A 19,023-nucleotide genomic window follows, 5' to 3' on the forward strand; every position below is an offset into this window, starting at 1 on the left:
CATGGCTACGATTCATGACGTTGCGGCGCTCGCGGGGGTGTCGACGAGTTCGGTATCGAACGTGCTTAACGGACGCACCGAGAAGCTGAGTGCCGAGACGTATTCGCGCGTGGAGGAAGCCATCCGCAAGCTCGCGTTCCGGCCCAATCGCGCCGCACGCCAGTTGAAGACCGGTCATACGCCGATGCTCGGCTTGCTCGTGCCGTCCACCGCGAATCCGATGTACGGTCAACTCGCGCTGAACGTGGAAGCGGCAGCGCAGTCGCGGTTCAACTACCGGCTGCTGCTCGGCAATACGCATCGGGACAAGCAGCAGGAAGCGCGCATGTTCGAGGACCTGCTTTCGTTCGGGGTGCGTGCGGTGATCGTGGTGTCGTCGCTCAATGACGAGCGCCATCTGGACGAAGCTGTCGCGCGCGGCCTGGCCGTGGTCAGCTATGACCGCAGCGCGAACGATGGCAGCCATTCGCTTGTCGACCACGTGTCGGCCGATAACTACCAGGCAGGCTATCTTGCTGCCGACCATCTCATCGCGCATGGCCACAAGCGGCTTGCGTTCCTCGTGCCCGGCGGCAAGACGCTTAGCCGCGGCGAGAAGATCGAGGGGTTCCGCGAACGTGTGTCACGTGAAGGTCCGCGTTATAACGCAAGCGTGGTCGAAGGCCGCGTCTCCGAAGCATTCGGTGATTCAGAACTGCCCGACCTGGGCTTCGCGATGGCAAGCCAGGTCGCCGCTATGCAACCCATGCCCACGGGACTCGTGACTGTCAACGACATGCTCGCGATCGGTTTGATGTCCGGGCTGCAGCAACTGAACTTGCGTGTCCCTGACGATGTATCCGTCGTTGGCATGGACGGCTTGTCGGTCGCAGCCTTCACCAATCCGGCGTTGACATCGGTCGCGATGCCCTTGACGGAGATGGCCGGCACCATGGTCGAACGCGCCATCGCCCGTTCGACGCAACCTGATTTGCCGGCTGCCGATTTCCTTTTTCAACCTACGTTAATCGTGCGTCAGTCGGTTGCCAAACCGGCGCGCGCCAAAAAGGCGACCTCATCAAAATGACGAAGATCTATTTGACCCACTCGCCCGATGCGCTCAAGAACTATTACGGCGACCGGGCGCTGGCGGAATTGCGCACGCTGGGTGAGGTGAAACTCAATCCGTTCGACCGGCCGTTGTCACTCGACGAATTTATTCGCGAAGCACAAGGGCAGGACATTGTGGTCGCGAGTCGCGATTCGGCTGCGCCCGCTGCGCTATTCGATCAGCTATCCGAACTAATTGCGTTCTGCCGCGTGGCGGTGGATATCCGCAATATCGATGTAGGCGCCGCGAGCCGTCACGGTGTGCTCGTGACGCGCGCAACGCCGGGCTTCGATACATCGGTCGCGGAGTGGGTCCTGGGCGTGATGATCGACCTGAGCCGGGGCATTAGCGCGGCGGCCGCGGCGTACTGGCAGCATCGCGCACCTGTTATTGCAATGGGACGCGAGTTGCGTGGCGCGGTGCTGGGCATTGTCGGCTATGGCTTTATTGGGCGGCGGCTGGCGGAGCTTGGCATGGCGCTCGGCATGCGGGTAGTCGTGACTGATCCTTTGGCAACGATCACGCAGCCGGGAATTGAACAGGCTTCATTTGACGATGTGTTGAAGCGCGGCGACTACGTTGTCTGCCTTGCGCCTGCCACACCGGAGACGGCGGACTTGTTCAGTACCGCAGCGTTCGCGCGGATGCGGCCCGAAGCATTTTTCATCAACGCTTCGCGCGGCGAACTTGTCGACGACACTGCGCTGCTTCATGCGCTCGATGCCGGCTTGATCGCCGGCGCAGCGGTCGATGTGGGCCGTGCCGCCGATCAGATGCCGAGCGCGGCGCTCGCAGCGCACCAGAAACTTATCGCGAGTCCGCACGTGGGTGGGCTCACGCCGCCGGCCATCGAGCACCAGGCGATGGATACGGTGCGCCAGGTTCGCGCGCTGCTCGATGGTGTCATGCCGGAGCACGCGGTCAACGCGGAATGCGCTGCGCGACTCACGCGTTTGCCGGGGTTTTCCGACGCTTTGCAAGGAGATCAATCTTGAACGGCGCTTCGTTGAATTTGCATGAAGGCGCGTGCGATTGCCACGTTCATATCTATGAACTCGATCGTTATCCGCTTGCCGGCACCGCGACTTTTGGGCCACCGCAGGCGTCGTGGAGTGACTACACGGCGGTGCAACGCCAACTGGGTCTCACACGCGCGATCCTCGTGCAGCCGACGGGTTACGGTTTTGACAACCGCTGCTTGCTGGATGCATTAGAACAGTCCGGCGGAACGGCTCGCGGCGTTGTAGTGATCAAGCCCGACACGTCTGTCAGCGAGCTGCAGGCCATGCACGACGCAGGGGTGCGAGGCGTTCGCTTCATGATGATTCCCGGGAGTGGCGGCCTGCTCGGATGGGGCGATCTGGAAGTCGTTGCAAGCCGTATCGCGGAGTTTGGCTGGGTGATCAACCTTCAACTCGATGGCCGCGATTTCGCGCAGTATGAAGCGCGTCTGCGCGCGCTGCCTTGCTTGCTGACGATCGATCATATCGGCAAGTTTCTCGAGCCGGTGGCAACAGACCACCCTGGTTTTCGAAGCCTGCTTGCGCTGCTCGATGCGGGCCGGACCTGGGTGAAGGAATCTGCGCCGTATGAAACCTCGAAGCTTGGACCGCCTCATTACGATGACGTCAGCAAGCTCGCCAGCGCCCTGACGGCCTCACACCCGGAGCGTTGCTTGTGGGCGAGCAACTGGCCGCATCCAGGGCGCAAGCCCGTGCCGGACGATCAAGAGATGCTTGCGCTGCTCTCATACTGGGCACCCGACCGCGCCGTGCGCCGGAAGATCCTGGTCGACAATCCGGGGCGCTTGTACGGGTTCGATAAATGAGTTGCCGCGTGTTGACCTCAAGCCGCAATATTGCTTCGCTACTGCGATTTCTTTTCGATGCGCATGGCGCGCGGCGAGTCGGTCATCACTGCGTCAATACCCAGAGCGGCAGCGGTTGCATAAGCATCGGCTGAATCAACACCGAATGCGACGATCTTCACATCGCCGTTTGTCTTGAAGCATTCGACTGCGGCGGGCGTCCACCACTTCGCATCTACTTTCGACACGCCGGTCCCTAATGTGAAGCGCTCGATCACTTCAACTTGACGATGCAACTCGATTCCCACCCAGCTTCCGGCGGGTTGTCGCACGTACCACCCAGCGATAGATCCACCAGACGATTGCGAGTTGCATCGCGTGTCTCGAACACCTGCGCCCCGCGGTGCGCCTTCATTAACTGGATTGCTTCAGCATCGGTGGAGTACAAACGCACGCGCGACCACGCATTTGCGTTATCCAATACCTTCGCGACCGCGTCGACCAGGGGTGCTACGGGCGTTTGCTTCATGTCGAGCATGATTGGTACATTCTGCGGCACCGCATCCAGTGCCTCACGCAACGTAGGAATGGGCAGAGGATTGTCGCGATACGGATAGCTGAGTTGTCCCGATACATCCGTGCGACTGAATGAATAACCCGCGTTAAGCTTGCGAAGGTCGCTAAGCGTGATCTCGTCCAGACGACCTTTTCCATCGGTCAGCGAGCCGAGGTCCGCCGGGCGATAGAGAACGGGAACGCCATCCTTCGTTACCTGCACAGTCATCCATAACGCGTCGGCGCCATTCTCAAGAGCGATGCTGAACGCTTGCAGCGTGTTCTCCGGCGTGTCCCCAGTGCCGCCCCGATGCGCGATGATAAGCGCGCCGCAAGCGCGGGCGTTAATGAGAGCGCGGAGATGATCGCGAGTGCAAGCATAGCGACGCGCATACATGACGGCCATGAAATTTGGTTGAACCGGACGGCAATTTTTTCCGTCAGCCTAGAGTTACCATGGGTCGTTCGTGTCATTAATTTGTCATCCGCAGTACGTGGAAAACGACTCTATAACCGGCTTGAATCGGCTGTATTGAGGGGACGCAAGAACCCGCTATTCGATTGCCGCGAAGCTTGGGTGAGGCGCACTATAGAGAAATCGTTGGTGCGGGTAGCATGATGAACCGCTTGATTTTGCCACTGACCGGATGACTCATACCATGACCGCACGAACCGACGCTCCCGCAGCATTCCCTTCATCGGTGGTTATGTTGCAGAGCAAATACGACTTCGAGGCGACCGTTGCCCGGCTCAAGGCTGCGCTGGCCGCGCATGGCGTAACGCTCTTCGCCGATATCGACCAGAGCGCCGCCGCTGCCAAGGCCGGTACAAGCTTAAGACCGACGCGGCTCCTTTTATTCGGTAATCCGAAGGCGGGCACGCCGGTCATGGAAGCCAACCCGCACGCAGCGCTTGAGCTACCGCTAAAGGCCGTAGTGTGGGAAGACGCCGGGAGCGGGGTATGGGTGGACTATCAGGACGTGACAACAACGCTTGAGTTGGACTATAAGGTCGACGCGAATCATATCGCTCCGCTCAAGCAGATGCCGAAGTTGCTAAGCGGAGCGTTGGCTTAGCCACTTGCAAAGTGACACTAACGGGCATTAAGAAAATGGCGTCTGTCTTGCCGGTGCAGGGACGGGTTTTTGACTAGCGCGGTAATATCGCGGCTCGAATTCGAATCTCCTAACACTCGACCCATGACGATGTCACTCGCTCAAGACCCCGGCTTCTGCACCCTGCTGACGGACAGTCACCTTCGGATCGTCGGTACGCCGTTGCTCGATCCGGGCATCCAGCCTGCTGATGCCGCACGATGGTTGTACGAAGACGCGCCATTCTGCGTGGTCGCGCATAACACGGACGCTGACCCGCGGTTTGTCTACGCAAACCGCGCGGCTCAGCACTGTTTCGAATACACGTGGGACGAAATGACGGCGCTGCGCTCCCGGTTATCGGCGGAACATCCTAACCGCGAGGAACGCGATGGATTGCTGGAATCCGTGCGAACCAAAGGCTATGCAAGCGGATACCGCGGCCTTCGCATAGCCAAGTCGGGCAGGCGCTTCTGGATCGAGAATGTGACGGTGTGGAACCTGGTCAATCGTGAGGGAGTCTATTGCGGACAGGCCGCTACGTATCGCCAATGGAAAGACGTTTAGGCGATGTAAATTGCAGACATCAGCCTTGTGTTCTCCGCTTGCCCGATCTTTGACCGAGAGCACGCACACATGATGCAAGCCATGCGATGCCGCTGCCAATAATCGCAACGACCGTATCGCTTCGCCCGGGCACGTGGACAAGCCCGTTGACCGAGGCAAAACCGACCGCTTCGATTTCCACGAACGTGTCGCAAGGCAGCACGTGGCATTCCCCTTCCTCTATCTTGACCACCACGGGGGTCGTCACGTCTAAAAGCCAATCCAGAGCAGGATCACGGTAGGTCAACCGGAGCATGCCATCGATGGCAATGATCCGCGTTCCCGCGTGCTGATGCCGGGCGCTCCGTTGTCCGGGGTAGAAACATTGCCTGATCGATTGCATGAGGGTCACCTTCCAAGTTTCTCAGGATTTTCGCCAAGCCCATTGTGAAAAGGCTTAAGCACGTCTCAAGCTTAGTGATGTGCTTCGCTTAGCGACAGATTCAGCGCGGTATAATCTGTTGCGTAACAGATCCGCTAAACGCTATCTGTATCCGTCCAATTTCCTGTTCTCTGTATCTGGCGCGAGCGCCGGGTTAGCCGCAGCATCTGCACAATGACCCTCCCCATTGAACCGACGCCGCGCGACTTGCCCATGGCCGGGGAGCCGCTGTATGAGCGTCTTGCCGAGCACTACCGCCGGGTGATCGCCGCGGGGACGCTCGCGCCGGGTGATCGCATGCCCTCTGTCCGGGCATTGATGCAGCGGCATCAGGTCAGCCTCTCGACAGCGCTGCAAGTCTTCAGGCAACTCGAAGATGCAGGCTGGCTGCAAGCCAAGCCACGCTCCGGATATTTCGTTCGCCGGCGGACCGCGCCGCTGTTACCCAGTGTTGGTGAGCCGGACAATCCATCGGTACCAATGGAAGCGCAATTCGTCGGTTTGCACGAATCCATTTCGAAAGTGATCGCGCAAGCGCAACGGTTTCCCGACGCGCTGAACTTGGCCGGAGCGACGGCCGCTGCATTGCTTTATCCGACCGCCCGGCTGCAAGCGCTGACCATAAAGATTCTGCGGCATCAGCCGACATTGCTCACGGAAGCCGCAGGAGACGCTGCGGGAGCCGCGCTTCGGCAAGCCATTGCAAAGCGGGCTCTTTCAGCGGGAATGACGCTTTCGCCCGATGAGGTGATTGCTACGACGGGTGGCGTGGAAGCGGTGAACCTGGCGCTGCGCGCGGTGACTCAGGCAGGCGACACTGTCGCGATTGAATCCCCGGCGTTCTTTGGTTTATTGCAGATTATCGAGAGCCTGGGTTTGCGCGCGCTCGAGATTTCGACCAGTCCGACAACCGGGATGTCGCTCGAAGCACTGGAAATGGCGATGCACGCCTATGGGAACATCAAGGCCGTGGTGGTCGTACCGCATCTGCAAAATCCACTGGGCAGTGTGATGCCTAATGAACGAAAGGCCGGGCTTGTCCGGCTTTGCGCGCGGCATAAGGTGGCGGTGATCGAGGACGAGCCTTATCGGGAATTGCTTGATGACGCTGCGCAAAACAAGCCTCTGAAGGCATGGGACCGTGACGGCGGCGTGATTCATTGCGCGTCGTTGAATAAAGTCCTGGCGCCGGGTTTGAGGTTAGGGTGGATGTCGTCAGGGCGATGGCACGCACGCGTCAAGATGCTCAAGTATGCGCAGAGCCGGAACAACGAAAGCTTGTCTCAACTCGTTGCCGCGGAATTCATCGGATCGGGTGCGTACGACCGGCATTTGTTCCAGTTAAGGGAGCGATTGCGGACGCAGCGGGAAGCGACCGCCAATGCTATTGCTCGTTATTTTCCAACCGGTACTCGCCTTAGCGTGCCGGTTGGCGGTATCGTGCTTTGGGTAGAACTGCCGGCCGGTACGGATTCGGGCCGGCTGTTTGAAGAGGCGTTGACGCGCGGCATTCGCATTGCGCCCGGGACCATATTCTCCAATTCCCGGCGCTTCGCTTCCTTCATTCGGTTGAGCTGTCCGCAGCCATTCGATCAAACCCTTGACGATGCATTGCAACGCCTAGGGAAGCTGGCTAGCGAAATTGGTTAAGGGCGATAGCGAATTGTGTTGACTTGCGATTTAGCGGCTGCCTAAAATTCGCTCATTATGATTAATCGGGCTAATGCCTTGGACACGTGTAGTCGTCATCCCCTGGATTGTTTAGCTGCCTGACCAGCAAGACCCCGCGCTTGAATTCCTAGCCGCCGTCTTGCCAGCAGGCAGATGGTGCGCGTCGCAGTACTTTTTCCGTGCATCTCTTATCTTCTATCAGCGCCAATCAGTCGCGCCCCTTGTCCGCACTTGAACGGAGCGTTGCGGCGAGTCAATACTCGTGGCAACTTCGCTTGGCACTTGTGCCTTCCAAGGAAATGGCGCGGGCATGGATCGACATGTGCTCGCCGGATGCTTATCACGCAGTGTCCTAAGCACGAAAAGCAGCCGTGGCGACGGACAATGGCAGTGACCGCTTAAGCCCCAGCAAACGGAGTAGTTTGCTCGCTGTCATCGGACTGTCACACGCAGACAATACGGTGAGCCGCGCCGGCATGGCGACGGCACGGCCATCGAGAGTGCTTGAGCGGTATTCGTCAGGCAATGTGCACGAACAATACAAATCAAAGAATCGCTTCATGATCTACGAGTACATTCTCCCTCTGATAGTGGCTTTGTCGTGCGGCATCGGCATCGGTCTGGAGAGACAGATGCGGCAGCGAACGGCGGGCTTGCGCACCATTACTTTGGTGACCAGTGGCGCCTGCCTGTTTGTGATCCTTGGCACCTTGACTGGGGACGGGACCGCGACCGTGACGCAAATGGCGGCATACGTGGTGTCCGGCGTGGGCTTCCTGGGTGGCGGCGTCATCATGCGCGAGCAGGGAGCAATCCAGGGAATCAATACGGCGGCCACCTTGTGGTGCTCGGCGGCCGTTGGCGTTCTTTGCGGGTCGACACACTATGGACCCGCCATCGCGGGAACCGTGGTTATCCTGTTCACCAACACCGTGCTGCGTGAGATCGGGCGCGCAATCAATACTGCTCCGGTGGCTTCCGCCGACCTCGTGCGCAAATACGTGCTGACGGTCGTCTGCCGCGCGGAGGATGAAGTGGATATCCGCGCGTTGATCACCAACTCGATGGTGTCTGCGCCGCTCTCGTTCCAGGAACTCAGCAGCACGGATGTCGACGACGGTTCGCAGCGAGTGGAAGTGATCGCAACGCTCGAAACGCATCCGAAATATCAATCGAAGGTTGAAGCCGTTGCGAGCCGGCTTAGCATGGACAAGGGCGTATCGAGCGTTAGCTGGGCCGCGCTCGATACCGTGCCTGAGCCTGACTGATGATGCCCGCGTAGGGCATGGCATGCGTTTTGAAAGAATGCATCGGTAGTATCCGGGACAGCGATGTCTGGCGCACGCATCAAGTATCGCTTCACCCATTGTAAGGTCGCAGATGAGTACTTATGTGTTGTTGGGTTGCGGATTCGGGATTGGATTGGCCATTGCCATCTGGGGAATCTTCGACGCACGGAAGCATTCCCGGCACGAATCGCTAGAGCATGATGACCACGCCCATTCAAGGGGCGATGAACGCAGGCAGTAAGCCCCAACTCACGCGGCGCAAGCGCTCATCCTGACGCAAGCCCTTGCCGATTCCGCAGAGAATCCGCTATACGACCAGAAAATCCTGACCGTCGGAATATTAATTTTCAAAAAAATATCCGTAGGTGTCCGTATGACGGCCAAGCGGTCCGATCAGGGCGAGCAGGATCGCAAGCACAATGAAGGTATAGGACACGTGCTAGAAAGCGGCGACTCTGACACGTGCAACCAGTGTGATGACCCGGTCTTTACCCGGCACTGACGGCAAGATTACAAAGTCGTTTTCTTCGAATCTCGGGGTGCTCATTATGGCGATCTTGTCATCTGGGCGTCAGCTTAGAGTCAGTGCACGCCGCGCAGAATGAAGTTGCTTACCGTCCCTTACCGGGCGATGAAGCATGCGCTTCATTCATCGAGAGTGAAGCCACTTTTCAAAGAGGCTACCCATCATGAAAACACTGATCTGCACGACACTTGCCCTGGTCCTGGCTGCTCCCGCCATCTCGTTCGCCCAAACCACGGACCATCCCGTGACGCGTGCCCAGGTGCGCGCCGATCTCATCCAGCTCGAGAACGCGGGATGGCGCCCGAACTCGCAGGACGCTTACTATCCGAGCGATATTCAGGCCGCTGAAGCGCGCGTGCATTCAGGAGACGCCGCTACTGGCTACGGCGGAGCCACGGAGAACGGAACGACGATGTCGCAGCCATCAACGAGCGGAGCAGTGGTCAAGGGACAGTGATTCGGGCTTTGGAGTACATGGGTAGTTTGAATAGCCGTGGTGTCTGTCAGCAACAAGCGTGAGCAACGAAGTTTCCGGCTCGGCAACTGGATTGCTGAGGGTCGCTAAGCGGGTATCCCCGCGCATCAAAAAGTTGCGGCCACTGAAAGACGCAACGGTGCGGGTATCAGCATCGAACGTGGAATTGAGCAGCTAAGCACCGGACTAACCAACGTCCGGCACTTAGCTGCTGCCTGAGCTAGGGGCTAAGTCAGCCTGGCAATTTGTCAGACGCGTTGGCCTTCCTCACAGTCCTTGCCATTGGCCTCAGCTTGCGCTGCGCGCACGCGCGCCGGCAGGAAAGGATGAATCAGCAGTTGGTAAGCGCCGCCGCCAATCACGCCGCCTATCAACGGAGCGACCACCGGAATCCACCAGTAGTTGTCCGGCGAAGGCAGCGCGGACGAACCCCAGCCTGCAAAGTAGGCAAACAGACGCGGGCCAAGATCGCGGGCGGGATTCATTGCCCATGCTTCCAGATAGCCCATCGACGATCCAAGGATTGCCACCAGGAATCCGATCATGAGCGCGCCCGCATTTGCCTGCGGCGCCATCTCGTTGAACTGCTCCGTGATCGCGAAAATCCCGAACAAAAGAAACGCCGTCAGGATGACTTCATCGGAGAACGCGTGCATGGGGGTAATGGCCAGGCCCGGATGCGTGAAGAACACGCCCGCCGCGCCGCCGTCCGCCCGTGACAAATGATGAACCAGATTGTAATGGTCGATCACCGGCCCGAACAGCGCATAAACAATGACCGCGCCCAGAATGCCGCCAACGAGTTGCGCCACCCAGTAGGGCAAGACTTTTTTCCACGAGAAACCGCGAAATAACGCGAGCGCCAGTGTCACCGCAGGATTGGCATGGGTGCCGGAAATAGAGCCGGTCACATAGATGGCCAGCGTCACCGCCAGGCCCCACGACATGCAGACACCCCAATAGGCATTCACATACGGGCTGGGATCGTACAGCACGTACATGCACGCCACTGAGTCCCCGAACGCGATGATGATGAGGACGGCGATAGCTTCGGATATAAGTTCGCCGACAAATTGCCTGCCGGTCGGTTTAGTGATAGTTGATGACATAAGGAGGATTCCTAAAGGATGAATTGCGAGGCAGTAAACACGTTTGGAAGGACGCGACGGGGACTCACGTTGAACGCAGGTTCAACGTGAGTTCACCCTTCTTTCAGGTGGCGTCGGCCCAGGTCTTGGCGGCATTTACCGCGCGTTGCCAGCCGTGCATCTGTCGCTTGATCTCGTCAGCCGCAACATCCGGCGAGAAGCGGCGGTCCAGCTTCCATTGGCTTTGCAGTTCATTCACGTCCTTCCAGTAACCGACTGCCAGCCCGGCCAGATACGCCGCGCCTAATGCAGTGGTTTCGCTGATCTGCGGACGAACTACGTCCACGCCCAGCATGTCGGCCTGGAATTGCATCAACAGGTTATTGGCGACCGCTCCGCCGTCCACGCGCAACTCGCCAATCCGGATGCCGGAGTCGGCTTCCATGGCCTTCAATACATCGATTGATTGAAACGCAATGCTTTCGAGCGCCGCCCGTGCAATGTGGCCGGAGGTCGTACCGCGTGTCACGCCGAACAGCGTGCCCCGTGCGCGCGCATTCCAGTGCGGTGCGCCCAGGCCGGCGAAGGCGGGCACCATATAAACGCCATCGCTATGCGGCACGCTGCGCGCGAGCGCTTCGATTTCATTGGCACTCTTGATGATGCCAAGACCGTCGCGTACCCATTGCACGACTGCACCACCAATAAAGATGCTCCCTTCCAGCGCATAGTTGACCTGGTCGCCGATCTGCCATGCAATGGTGGTGACCAGGTTGTTGCTTGATTCGATCGGCTTGTCGCCTGTGTTCATCACGAGGAAACAGCCCGTGCCGTAGGTGTTTTTCACCATCCCGGACTCGGTGCACATCTGGCCGAAGAGGGCGGCGTGCTGGTCGCCTGCAATGCCGGCAATCGGGATCTTGGAGGCAAAGACCGTGGTCTTGGTCGGGCCGTACACGTCCGACGAGGCACGCACTTCGGGCAGCATGCTGCGCGGAATATCGAGGGCGTCGAGGAGTTCGTCGTCCCACTTGAGCGTGTGGATATTGAAGAGCATGGTGCGCGACGCGTTGGTGACGTCGGTGATATGCAAGCCGTGTTTCGTGAAGTTCCACACGAGCCAGCTATCGACCGTACCGAAGGCAAGGCGTCCCTGTTTCGCTTTCTCGCGCGCGCCTTCCACGTTGTCGAGGATCCAGCGGATCTTGGTTGCGGAGAAGTAGGAATCAATAGGCAAGCCCGTCTTGGCACGGAATTTTTCTTCCAGTCCCTGCGCCTTCAACTGGTCGCAGAAGTCGGCGGTGCGTCGGTCTTGCCAGACAATGGCGTTATAGATCGGCTGCCCGGTTTCGCGATCCCAGACGATGGTGGTTTCGCGCTGGTTGGTAATGCCGATAGCGGCAATCGATGCACCGTTCAGGCCCGCGCGGGTGACGGCTTCAGCGGCTACGCCCGCCTGGGTCGACCAGATTTCCTGTGGATCGTGCTCGACCCAGCCCGGTTGCGGATAGATCTGGCCAAACTCTTTCTGGGCTACCGACACTACGTTGCCCTGGCGATCGAACACCATGGCGCGTGAACTTGTCGTGCCCTGATCGAGCGCGAGAATGTATTGCTCCTGCATTGTCTTCTCCACTGGTTTTTAGATGGATCGCCGCTTTGTGCATGATGCCTCGCGACGTTGCTGACTTCTTGTTTTGACTGCGGTTCCGTGAGGCAGGCGCTTCTACGAATATTACGTTTTGATTGCGGCGTTAGTTAGGCCAACCACTTCATGCGGTTGGAGTAAGACCTGCCAAGGGGCGGAATGAATGCCTTGGAGCCCGATTAGTGCGAGCCGCCGGTGATCGCTCCGATCCGCAACTCCAGCTGAGGGAAAACAAATCCACTTTGTTCGCAAAAGAACACCGCCGAAGTCACATCCCGCGATATCACACATGTTGTTTGCTGATCAATACATAGATTCAGCGCTGCCAGATCGATCGTTCCGCCCTAGCTCACTTCAATTTCCAACATCAATTAAGAAAATCTATCGAATCGATAATGTTCGAATTCGAATGCTAGTGAACAAATTCGAAAATGTAAAGGCTCATTTGTGTCGGATGGAAGAGAGGCAGCCGGCGCATCCGGTTTAGTAGAAAACCTCGAAACGGCGTCGTTAGAAATCTTTTGAAAGTTCGAAAGAGAACGGACATAGCTGGCAATCGCGCCCGCAATGAGGGTGACGCTGTAAGCGGAGGTTTGCATCTGGCGACGGCGCCGATTTCATGGACGCTGAAGCGGCGCGGCGGCGTTCACGCCTGCCACTCAATCAAGATTGTTTGTTCGGGGCAGCTAAAGATATTGGCAATCCGACAATAATTTACGGGTGCAGGTAGAGTGAAACACCGCGACCAAAACGTCGCGGCTGATGCAACGTCGAAAAAAATAGAGGCCAACCATGCGGGTCACCAAGCTTATTCGGATCGTCAGCGTAGTTGCGCTCGCGCCTTGCGGATTGTTGTCGACACTTGCACATGGAAGCGCGGTAGAAGAACAACTCAATTGCAAATCGACGGGCCATGTGTTTATCAGCGCGCTGATGAACAGTGGCGAAATACAGTCCAAGCCAATGCATGTCGAGAAGAATTCAATCAACGCATTCAGGCCGGCCCATGGCGTGAAGCTCACGGCGTTCGAATTCCCGGTCTTTGTCGTGCTCGGCTATGAGAAGGATGATCCGCTCTTCAAGCCGGGCAAGGGAGATCCCGTTGGGGACTGGGCTTACGGCGTCGTGGTGACAGGCGGTTCAGACGACGTCAAGGATCGCCTGCATCAAATGGGCAGCGACGCTATTGTTCACGAAGTCACGCCGGTGATGACCGCGATTCTTTGCAAGGCACATTGAAGAGGAAGGTGCGTGGATATACCACGCGCGCATCTGCTCTCAATTCCGCATTCTCTGTTTACTCTGCCGCCGCTGGCAACCTCGCATTTTCGGCGCGCAGCGTGAGACGGGCAATGACAAACGCCACCAGCGCGGAGAGCGCGATTCCGACGACCATCGGCTTTGGCGCGCCGTCGGCGAATAAACCGGATACGGCCATCACCGCCGCGCCAACGACAAACTGCAATGCACCCATCAGTGCCGAAGCCGTACCCGCAATTGCGCCATGATTTTCAAGCGATAACACCGCGGAAGTCGGCAAGACCAGTCCCAGGAAACCATATCCGATAAACAGGAAAACCATCATCAGCGCGAGGCTGTCGGCGCCTGCCAGGAACAGCACCGCTACGATGCTCATCGAAATCGCGAAGCCCGTAACGGCAACGCGAATGACGCGCGGCAGGCCGTATCGGGCAGTGAGCCGCGCAGTCAACTGGCTGAAGCCGAAAAACGCCGCCGCGTTGAGCGCGAAGCACAAGCTGAACATGGTGGGCGACAAGCCGTAATGGTTAATGATGACGAACGATGCGCTCGCCAGGTAGATGAAAAAGGACGAGACGCCGAACGCACCAACAAACGTGAGTCCAAGAAACGTCGGATCACTAAGCAATTTTCGATACCCCGCGAATGCCGTTGCCCACGAGCTGCCGGCGCGATGATGAATCTCCCGGGTCTCCTTCAACTGCGTAGCCGCAAGCACGAGGGCGAGTCCGCCGGCCACCGTCAGCGCCCAGAAGACCCCGCGCCAGCCGAACGCCGCAATGATGAAACTGCCGGTCAGCGGCGCGAGTAGCGGAGAGACGCTCACAACAAGCATAAGCAGCGACATGAGCCGGGTGGCATCGTGACCGGTGTACAGGTCACGGACAATCGCGCGCGGAACAACCATGCCGGCACACGCGCCCAACGCCTGGAGCACGCGAAAACCAATCAGCACGTGGACGTCTGGTGCAAACGCGCAGCCCACGCTGCCGACGGTAAAGATCGCGAGGCCGACATAGATCGGCATCTTGCGGCCGAAGATATCCGAGAGCGGTCCGTACACGAGCTGACAGACGCCGAGCGTGATGAAAAATACCATCAGGCTCATCTGCACTTCGGCCGGAGTGGCGTGCAGCGCTCCCCCGATTGAAGGCAGGGCGGGCAGGTACATGTCGATGGCAAACGGGCCTACAGCGGTAATGAGGCCCAGCACAATGGCAAGTTGAAGAAAGCGTCGTGTCATTATTTATCGGTAAGGAAGAATGGCGGCATGGTACTCGATGTCATGCCGCTCAAGTGCTCGAGTCAGGTGCCCGGCTCAAGCGCGCTTGGCGGCGTATTCCAGTTTCGGATACCAGTCCCTGCCGCGGCCGCCGGGCGTCAGGTCGAGCATGAGCCACAGCGGCATGGGGTCGGGCGCACCACGCGGGTCCTGCCCCGGGTCGGCCGTTTGCGGTCCCATCTCGTCGCCCCAGAAGTGGCGCACAGTACCACCTGAACGCGTGAAAACGTTAAACGCAGGATTGTCGCCGGTATCCGGATCTTCGTTAGCGTAATCGCAATTGAAGCTGTTGCCACCCGACGAATAAAGCCGCAGGTGGCGCCAGCCGCGCTCTTTCTTGAATGCTATCAGGCGTTCGATTGGCCCGCGGGCGATCACCGCAAAAGCGACGCGCTGCAAGATATCGGCCATCTCGCCGTCAAGGGCGCCAAGCAATGACGTGCACATCGGGCAAGGCCGTTCGCGCTTGGGACCGAACATCCAGTTATAGGTGATCAGGGTGTCATGATCGCCGAATAGCTGGGAGAGCGTGGCCGGACCATGCTCGCCCTCGAAGCGGTAATCCTGTGGCACCTCGCCGCCGGCTGGCAATGCCCGGCGCAGGGCAGCCACACGCTCGATGTGTCGGCGTAACTCGATCTCCTCTGCCAGGAGCGCGTCGCGTGCGGTGCGGTACTGCGTACTTTCGCCCGGGAACCGGCGCGTTGATTGAGCCAGTGCCGCGACCGGCTGCAACGTCTGTTCAGAGCCATTTACGGAAGACATGAATGCTCTCCTCGTGGTTGAGGGGGAATTGACTGGAACGATCGGAAATGGGGGCACGATGCGGCGCGTCCAAAAGCGCATTGCCGGATTACGGCCCTATACGCATGACGAACGACGCCTTGAGAATTCGACATCGCCCGCTTCATTTCTTTCGATATTTACCCGGATGCACGCAGCGACGCGAGGCTGTTACATCGGGCAAGAGAGTCGGGTGGCGCAGAGGCGGATACAGCGGCTAAAGCCAAACGAAGTTAAATAAGCGCGCGGGTTCGCGGCCCCGGCATCAAGCGGACGCGAACTCTGCATCTGCCGCTCATGATGTGCACTATAGTGAAAGCCACGCTGGCGCGCTCAGGTCACCAAAAGACCATGCGCCGGCGCAGGGGACGATTGGAAGGCTCTAACCATGCGTAACTTGCCTTCGGGTCGCGTTCAATAAACATGGCGCTTAGCGCCATCGTCAAGAACAACAAGGAGCGAGATTTAATGTTTGAGGCACATCCACTATCCTGCCCATGCTGCGGCGACCCAGCCACTCGCGTGCTGACCCGCCGCCGTTTCCTGGCCTTTGCAGCCGAGGGCGCCGCGGCACTCGCCTTGCTACCGCACTCCGCCTATGCCGACACCGATCCAACTCGAATCATTGCCTACGACTCGGTCCCTAACCCAGTGCACTTGCCGCGCGATACCTATTTCGGCGAATGTTCTGGCATCGCGCTGAACTCCAAGGGCCATATCTTCGTGCTGTCACGGGGCAATACCAATGGACCCGCGTACGCTGCCGCGGCAGCTCAACTTCTCGAGTTCGCACCCGACGGCCGGTTCGTCCGCGAGATTGGCCGCAATCTATACGCATGGTCTTTCGCGCATATGGTCAAGGTGGATCGCCAGGACAATATCTGGGTGACGGACAAGGGCTCGGACATGGTCATCAAGTTCACGCCTGACGGTCGCGTCGCAATGGTCTTCGGCCGCAAGCAAGAGGCGGCAGACGAGGAGACCGGTCCGCTCAAGCACCCGAATCCGCCGCTTCCCGCCGAGCCGGGCCGTTTCCGCCAGGTAACCGATGTGGCCTGGGACGCTGCCGGTAACAGCTATATCAGCGACGGTTATATCAACTCGCGAGTGGCAAAAGTCGACAAGGACGGTAACTGGCTTAAGTCCTGGGGTGAGCGCGGCACCGGCCCCGGGCAGTTCCACACGCCGCATAGTATTGCGCTTGACGCCAAGGGGCTTGTCTATGTAGCGGACCGGAGTAACCGGCGCATCCAGGTGTTCGATGGCGAAGGCAATTTTCAGCGCCAGTTCACTATCGACGTGCCGGTGCCTCCCGGTGCGCGACCGGCGATTGGTTATGCGCCCGATGAGGCCGCCATAGCCGCTGGTACATTCGCACCCGGCTCGCCGTGGGCCATCTGCATTTCGCCGGGGCCTAACCAGGTGCTGTACAGCTCAGACGCCTTTCCGGGGCGCATTTATAAACTGTCGCTCGAGGGTGAGGTGCTGGGAGTACTCGGCGAGTCCGGCAAGCAGCTCAAGCAGTTCGGCTGGATTCACCAGATGGCTTGTCCGTCGGAGAACGTGCTGTATGTTGCCGAATTGCTGAATTGGCGCGTACAGAAGCTGGTGCTCCATGCGTGACGTTGATTGAATCATTGCAGTGGCCGGCTGACGCTCGCCACTTGATTGATGACTGCGATCGTGCGTTAGCAATTGCAGGGCGACGTTGATCTGATTCTAAAGGCGCCTCTAGCGTCTTTAGACAATTGCTAGCCCTGGCGATATCCACTATATAAATCCTGGATAGTCCTTGAGATGCGTTATGCGAAGCGGGTCAAAGACGATGCTCCGAATGCGCTTGCCTGGACCTAGGGGTTGCCCCGCATAGTCGACGCCGATGTCCCGCTACTAGTATCGCCGCCGCAGACACGTGGCGTGTATAAACTGAAAGAATCGCACGCCCGGTGACGACCTAACAAAATATAAGGAAGAGACATGAGCAGGAGTCCGTCAGTCGACGTCCAGACTTTCATTAATGAACACCCGTTCGGCGGGTTTCAGTGGTTGATCTTCGCCATGTGCTTTGTCATCGTCCTGCTGGACGGATTTGACACAGCCGCTATCGGCTTCATTGCTCCTTCGCTGATCACCGAGTGGAATATCAGCCGGCCCGCGCTTGCGCCGGTCTTGAGCGCCGCATTGTTCGGCCTCGCGTTCGGTGCACTCCTCGCCGGTCCACTTTCCGATCGCCTGGGACGGCGTGTGCTTCTGATTGCATCGGTCGTGATCTTCGGCGTCGCGTGCCTCGCTTCCGCTTTCTCCGGCGACCTGACGCACTTGACGATCCTGCGCTTCATCACGGGACTCGGACTGGGCGCAGCCATGCCGAACGCAGTGACGATCATGAGCGAGTTCTGCCCGGATCGCCGACGTGCAACGCTGATCAACCTGATGTTCTGCGGCTTCCCGCTGGGTGCTGCATTCGGCGGCTTCCTCGCGGCGTGGATGATTCCCGCTCTTGGATGGCGCAGCGTTTTGCTGCTCGGCGGTGCGACTCCGCTTTTGCTGGCGGTCCTGCTGCTTATTGCCCTCCCGGAGTCGGTGCGTTACCGGGTTGCCCATGCACATTCCGTTGAAAGGATTCGGGCTACGCTTAGCCGCATTGGTCGCAGCGCCGCTGACGCCGCCTCATTCGTCATGACGGAACAGGCTCAACCCGTGCCTGGGAAAAGCGGTATCCGCCTGGTGCTGTCGCGGGAATATATCGTCGGGTCGGTGATGCTCTGGCTGACCTATTTCATGGGGTTGGTGATCTTCTATGCATCGATCAACTGGATGCCGATCCTGCTAAAAGAAACAGGTTTGAGCCCGCAGCGCGCGACGTTGATTTCCGCGCTGTTCCCGCTTGGCGGCATGGGCGCCGTACTATGTGGAGTCCTGATGGACCGGTTCAATCCGAACCGGATTATCGCCGCATGCTATGCGTTGACCGCTGTCACCGTGTATTGCATTGGGCACTCAGCCGGCAATATCAGCTTGCTGATCGTGGTTGTTTTTGCGGCCGGCGTGCTGATGAATACCGCGCAGTCTTCCATGCCGGCGTTAGCAGCGGCGTTCTATCCGACTCAGGGGCGCGGTACCGGCGTTGCATGGATGCTGGGCATTGGACGCTTCGGTGGTATCGCGGGCTCGTTCCTCGTTGCCGAACTGGCCCGGCAGCACTTCAGTTTTGAAAACATCTTTGCTGTCGTGGCGGTGCCCGGCGTGATCGCATGCGTTGCGTTGCTGATCAAGCAAGCCGTTCAACCGCGATCATCGAACGTCGAGGTCAACGACATAGGAACGGTTTCGCATTAGTTGAATGACGTGCAAAAAAAAGCCCGCACCCCTCTCGAAAGCGCGGGATAAAGCTTACGGAGCGTCCTCGCCAGGAGAGGGGGTCTTGGCGCGACGTAGTCAAGCATAAGCGGTTCGGACTGAAACAG

Annotated in this window: 18 protein-coding genes; 11 read left to right on the forward strand and 7 right to left on the reverse strand. The window is 58.7% G+C overall.

Features of this window, described 5'->3' with window-relative positions:
• The first annotated feature begins 1 nt into the window (after nucleotide 1).
• Genes ACMX25_RS27410 through ACMX25_RS27420 form a run of 3 tightly spaced genes read left to right on the forward strand, consistent with a single transcriptional unit; the run spans nucleotide 2 to nucleotide 2,918 of the window.
• A complete protein-coding gene (locus ACMX25_RS27410; RefSeq protein ID WP_414953143.1) occupies nucleotides 2-1,066 on the forward strand; it encodes a LacI family DNA-binding transcriptional regulator in 1,065 nt (354 codons plus the stop codon).
• Nucleotides 1,063-2,085, forward strand: coding sequence for an NAD(P)-dependent oxidoreductase (locus ACMX25_RS27415; protein WP_414953144.1), 1,023 nt, complete (start codon nucleotides 1,063-1,065; stop codon nucleotides 2,083-2,085). The genes ACMX25_RS27410 and ACMX25_RS27415 overlap by 4 nt, the downstream gene beginning before the upstream one ends.
• Nucleotides 2,082-2,918 (forward strand): amidohydrolase family protein, encoded by an 837-nt coding sequence (locus ACMX25_RS27420; protein WP_414953145.1) that lies wholly within the window; start codon nucleotides 2,082-2,084, stop codon nucleotides 2,916-2,918. The genes ACMX25_RS27415 and ACMX25_RS27420 overlap by 4 nt, the downstream gene beginning before the upstream one ends.
• Nucleotides 2,919-2,956: 38 nt before the next feature.
• Here ACMX25_RS27420 and ACMX25_RS27425 read toward each other — a convergent pair whose 3' ends face one another.
• Both ACMX25_RS27425 and ACMX25_RS27430 read right to left on the reverse strand, forming a co-directional pair.
• Entirely contained in the window at nucleotides 2,957-3,193 is a 237-nt protein-coding gene (locus ACMX25_RS27425; protein WP_414953146.1) for a PI-PLC domain-containing protein, read from the reverse strand.
• Nucleotides 3,172-3,858: a glycerophosphodiester phosphodiesterase family protein gene (locus ACMX25_RS27430; RefSeq protein ID WP_414953147.1), complete on the reverse strand. Its 687-nt coding sequence runs from the start codon at nucleotides 3,856-3,858 to the stop codon at nucleotides 3,172-3,174. Before ACMX25_RS27430 ends, ACMX25_RS27425 begins: the two co-directional genes overlap by 22 nt.
• 253 nt (nucleotides 3,859-4,111) lie before the next feature.
• Here ACMX25_RS27430 and ACMX25_RS27435 point away from each other — a divergent pair, with 253 nt between their 5' ends.
• Nucleotides 4,112-4,528, forward strand: coding sequence for a DUF302 domain-containing protein (locus tag ACMX25_RS27435; protein WP_414953148.1), 417 nt, complete (start codon nucleotides 4,112-4,114; stop codon nucleotides 4,526-4,528).
• A gap of 129 nt (nucleotides 4,529-4,657) precedes the next feature.
• Nucleotides 4,658-5,113: an MEKHLA domain-containing protein gene (locus tag ACMX25_RS27440; protein ID WP_414953149.1), complete on the forward strand. Its 456-nt coding sequence runs from the start codon at nucleotides 4,658-4,660 to the stop codon at nucleotides 5,111-5,113.
• A gap of 19 nt (nucleotides 5,114-5,132) precedes the next feature.
• Here the strand turns inward: ACMX25_RS27440 and ACMX25_RS27445 are convergent, their stop codons facing one another.
• Nucleotides 5,133-5,495, reverse strand: coding sequence for a hypothetical protein (locus ACMX25_RS27445; RefSeq protein ID WP_414953150.1), 363 nt, complete (start codon nucleotides 5,493-5,495; stop codon nucleotides 5,133-5,135).
• Nucleotides 5,496-5,708: 213 nt separating this feature from the next.
• Here ACMX25_RS27445 and ACMX25_RS27450 point away from each other — a divergent pair, with 213 nt between their 5' ends.
• The 3 genes from ACMX25_RS27450 (at nucleotide 5,709) to ACMX25_RS27460 (ending at nucleotide 9,477) form a co-directional block, all read left to right on the forward strand.
• A complete protein-coding gene (locus tag ACMX25_RS27450) occupies nucleotides 5,709-7,184 on the forward strand; it encodes an aminotransferase-like domain-containing protein (RefSeq protein ID WP_414953151.1) in 1,476 nt (491 codons plus the stop codon).
• A gap of 581 nt (nucleotides 7,185-7,765) precedes the next feature.
• Nucleotides 7,766-8,473 carry an MgtC/SapB family protein gene (locus tag ACMX25_RS27455; protein ID WP_414953172.1) on the forward strand — a complete coding sequence of 236 codons (708 nt, stop codon included), beginning with the start codon at nucleotides 7,766-7,768 and terminating at the stop codon, nucleotides 8,471-8,473.
• Nucleotides 8,474-9,183: 710 nt separating this feature from the next.
• The gene (locus ACMX25_RS27460; protein ID WP_414953152.1) at nucleotides 9,184-9,477 is read left to right on the forward strand and encodes a DUF4148 domain-containing protein; all 294 of its coding nucleotides are present in this window, start codon (nucleotides 9,184-9,186) and stop codon (nucleotides 9,475-9,477) included.
• A 266-nt stretch (nucleotides 9,478-9,743) separates the two neighbouring features.
• Here ACMX25_RS27460 and ACMX25_RS27465 read toward each other — a convergent pair whose 3' ends face one another.
• Together ACMX25_RS27465 and glpK are read right to left on the reverse strand one after the other, a co-directional pair.
• Complete coding sequence (locus ACMX25_RS27465; RefSeq protein WP_414953153.1) at nucleotides 9,744-10,604, reverse strand: MIP/aquaporin family protein; 861 nt, start codon at nucleotides 10,602-10,604, stop codon at nucleotides 9,744-9,746.
• Nucleotides 10,605-10,707: 103 nt separating this feature from the next.
• Entirely contained in the window at nucleotides 10,708-12,207 is a 1,500-nt protein-coding gene (glpK, locus tag ACMX25_RS27470; protein WP_414953154.1) for a glycerol kinase GlpK, read from the reverse strand.
• 816 nt (nucleotides 12,208-13,023) lie between these two features.
• Here glpK and ACMX25_RS27475 point away from each other — a divergent pair.
• On the forward strand, nucleotides 13,024-13,470 hold the full coding sequence (locus tag ACMX25_RS27475) for a hypothetical protein (protein ID WP_414953155.1): 447 nt from the start codon (nucleotides 13,024-13,026) through the stop codon (nucleotides 13,468-13,470).
• 58 nt (nucleotides 13,471-13,528) lie between these two features.
• Here ACMX25_RS27475 and ACMX25_RS27480 read toward each other — a convergent pair whose 3' ends face one another.
• Both ACMX25_RS27480 and ACMX25_RS27485 read right to left on the reverse strand, forming a co-directional pair.
• Nucleotides 13,529-14,734 (reverse strand): multidrug effflux MFS transporter, encoded by a 1,206-nt coding sequence (locus ACMX25_RS27480; protein WP_414953156.1) that lies wholly within the window; start codon nucleotides 14,732-14,734, stop codon nucleotides 13,529-13,531.
• 75 nt (nucleotides 14,735-14,809) lie between these two features.
• A complete protein-coding gene (locus tag ACMX25_RS27485) occupies nucleotides 14,810-15,538 on the reverse strand; it encodes a DUF899 family protein (RefSeq protein ID WP_414953157.1) in 729 nt (242 codons plus the stop codon).
• 486 nt (nucleotides 15,539-16,024) lie between these two features.
• Between ACMX25_RS27485 and ACMX25_RS27490 the strand changes: the two genes are divergently transcribed.
• Entirely contained in the window at nucleotides 16,025-17,179 is a 1,155-nt protein-coding gene (locus ACMX25_RS27490; protein ID WP_414953158.1) for a peptidyl-alpha-hydroxyglycine alpha-amidating lyase family protein, read from the forward strand.
• Between the two features lie 354 nt (nucleotides 17,180-17,533).
• Nucleotides 17,534-18,895 (forward strand): MFS transporter, encoded by a 1,362-nt coding sequence (locus tag ACMX25_RS27495; protein WP_414953159.1) that lies wholly within the window; start codon nucleotides 17,534-17,536, stop codon nucleotides 18,893-18,895.
• Nucleotides 18,896-19,023: the final 128 nt, after the last annotated feature.

The sequence above is a fragment of the Caballeronia eucalypticola genome (assembly GCF_047608185.1).
Taxonomy (GTDB): domain Bacteria; phylum Pseudomonadota; class Gammaproteobacteria; order Burkholderiales; family Burkholderiaceae; genus Caballeronia.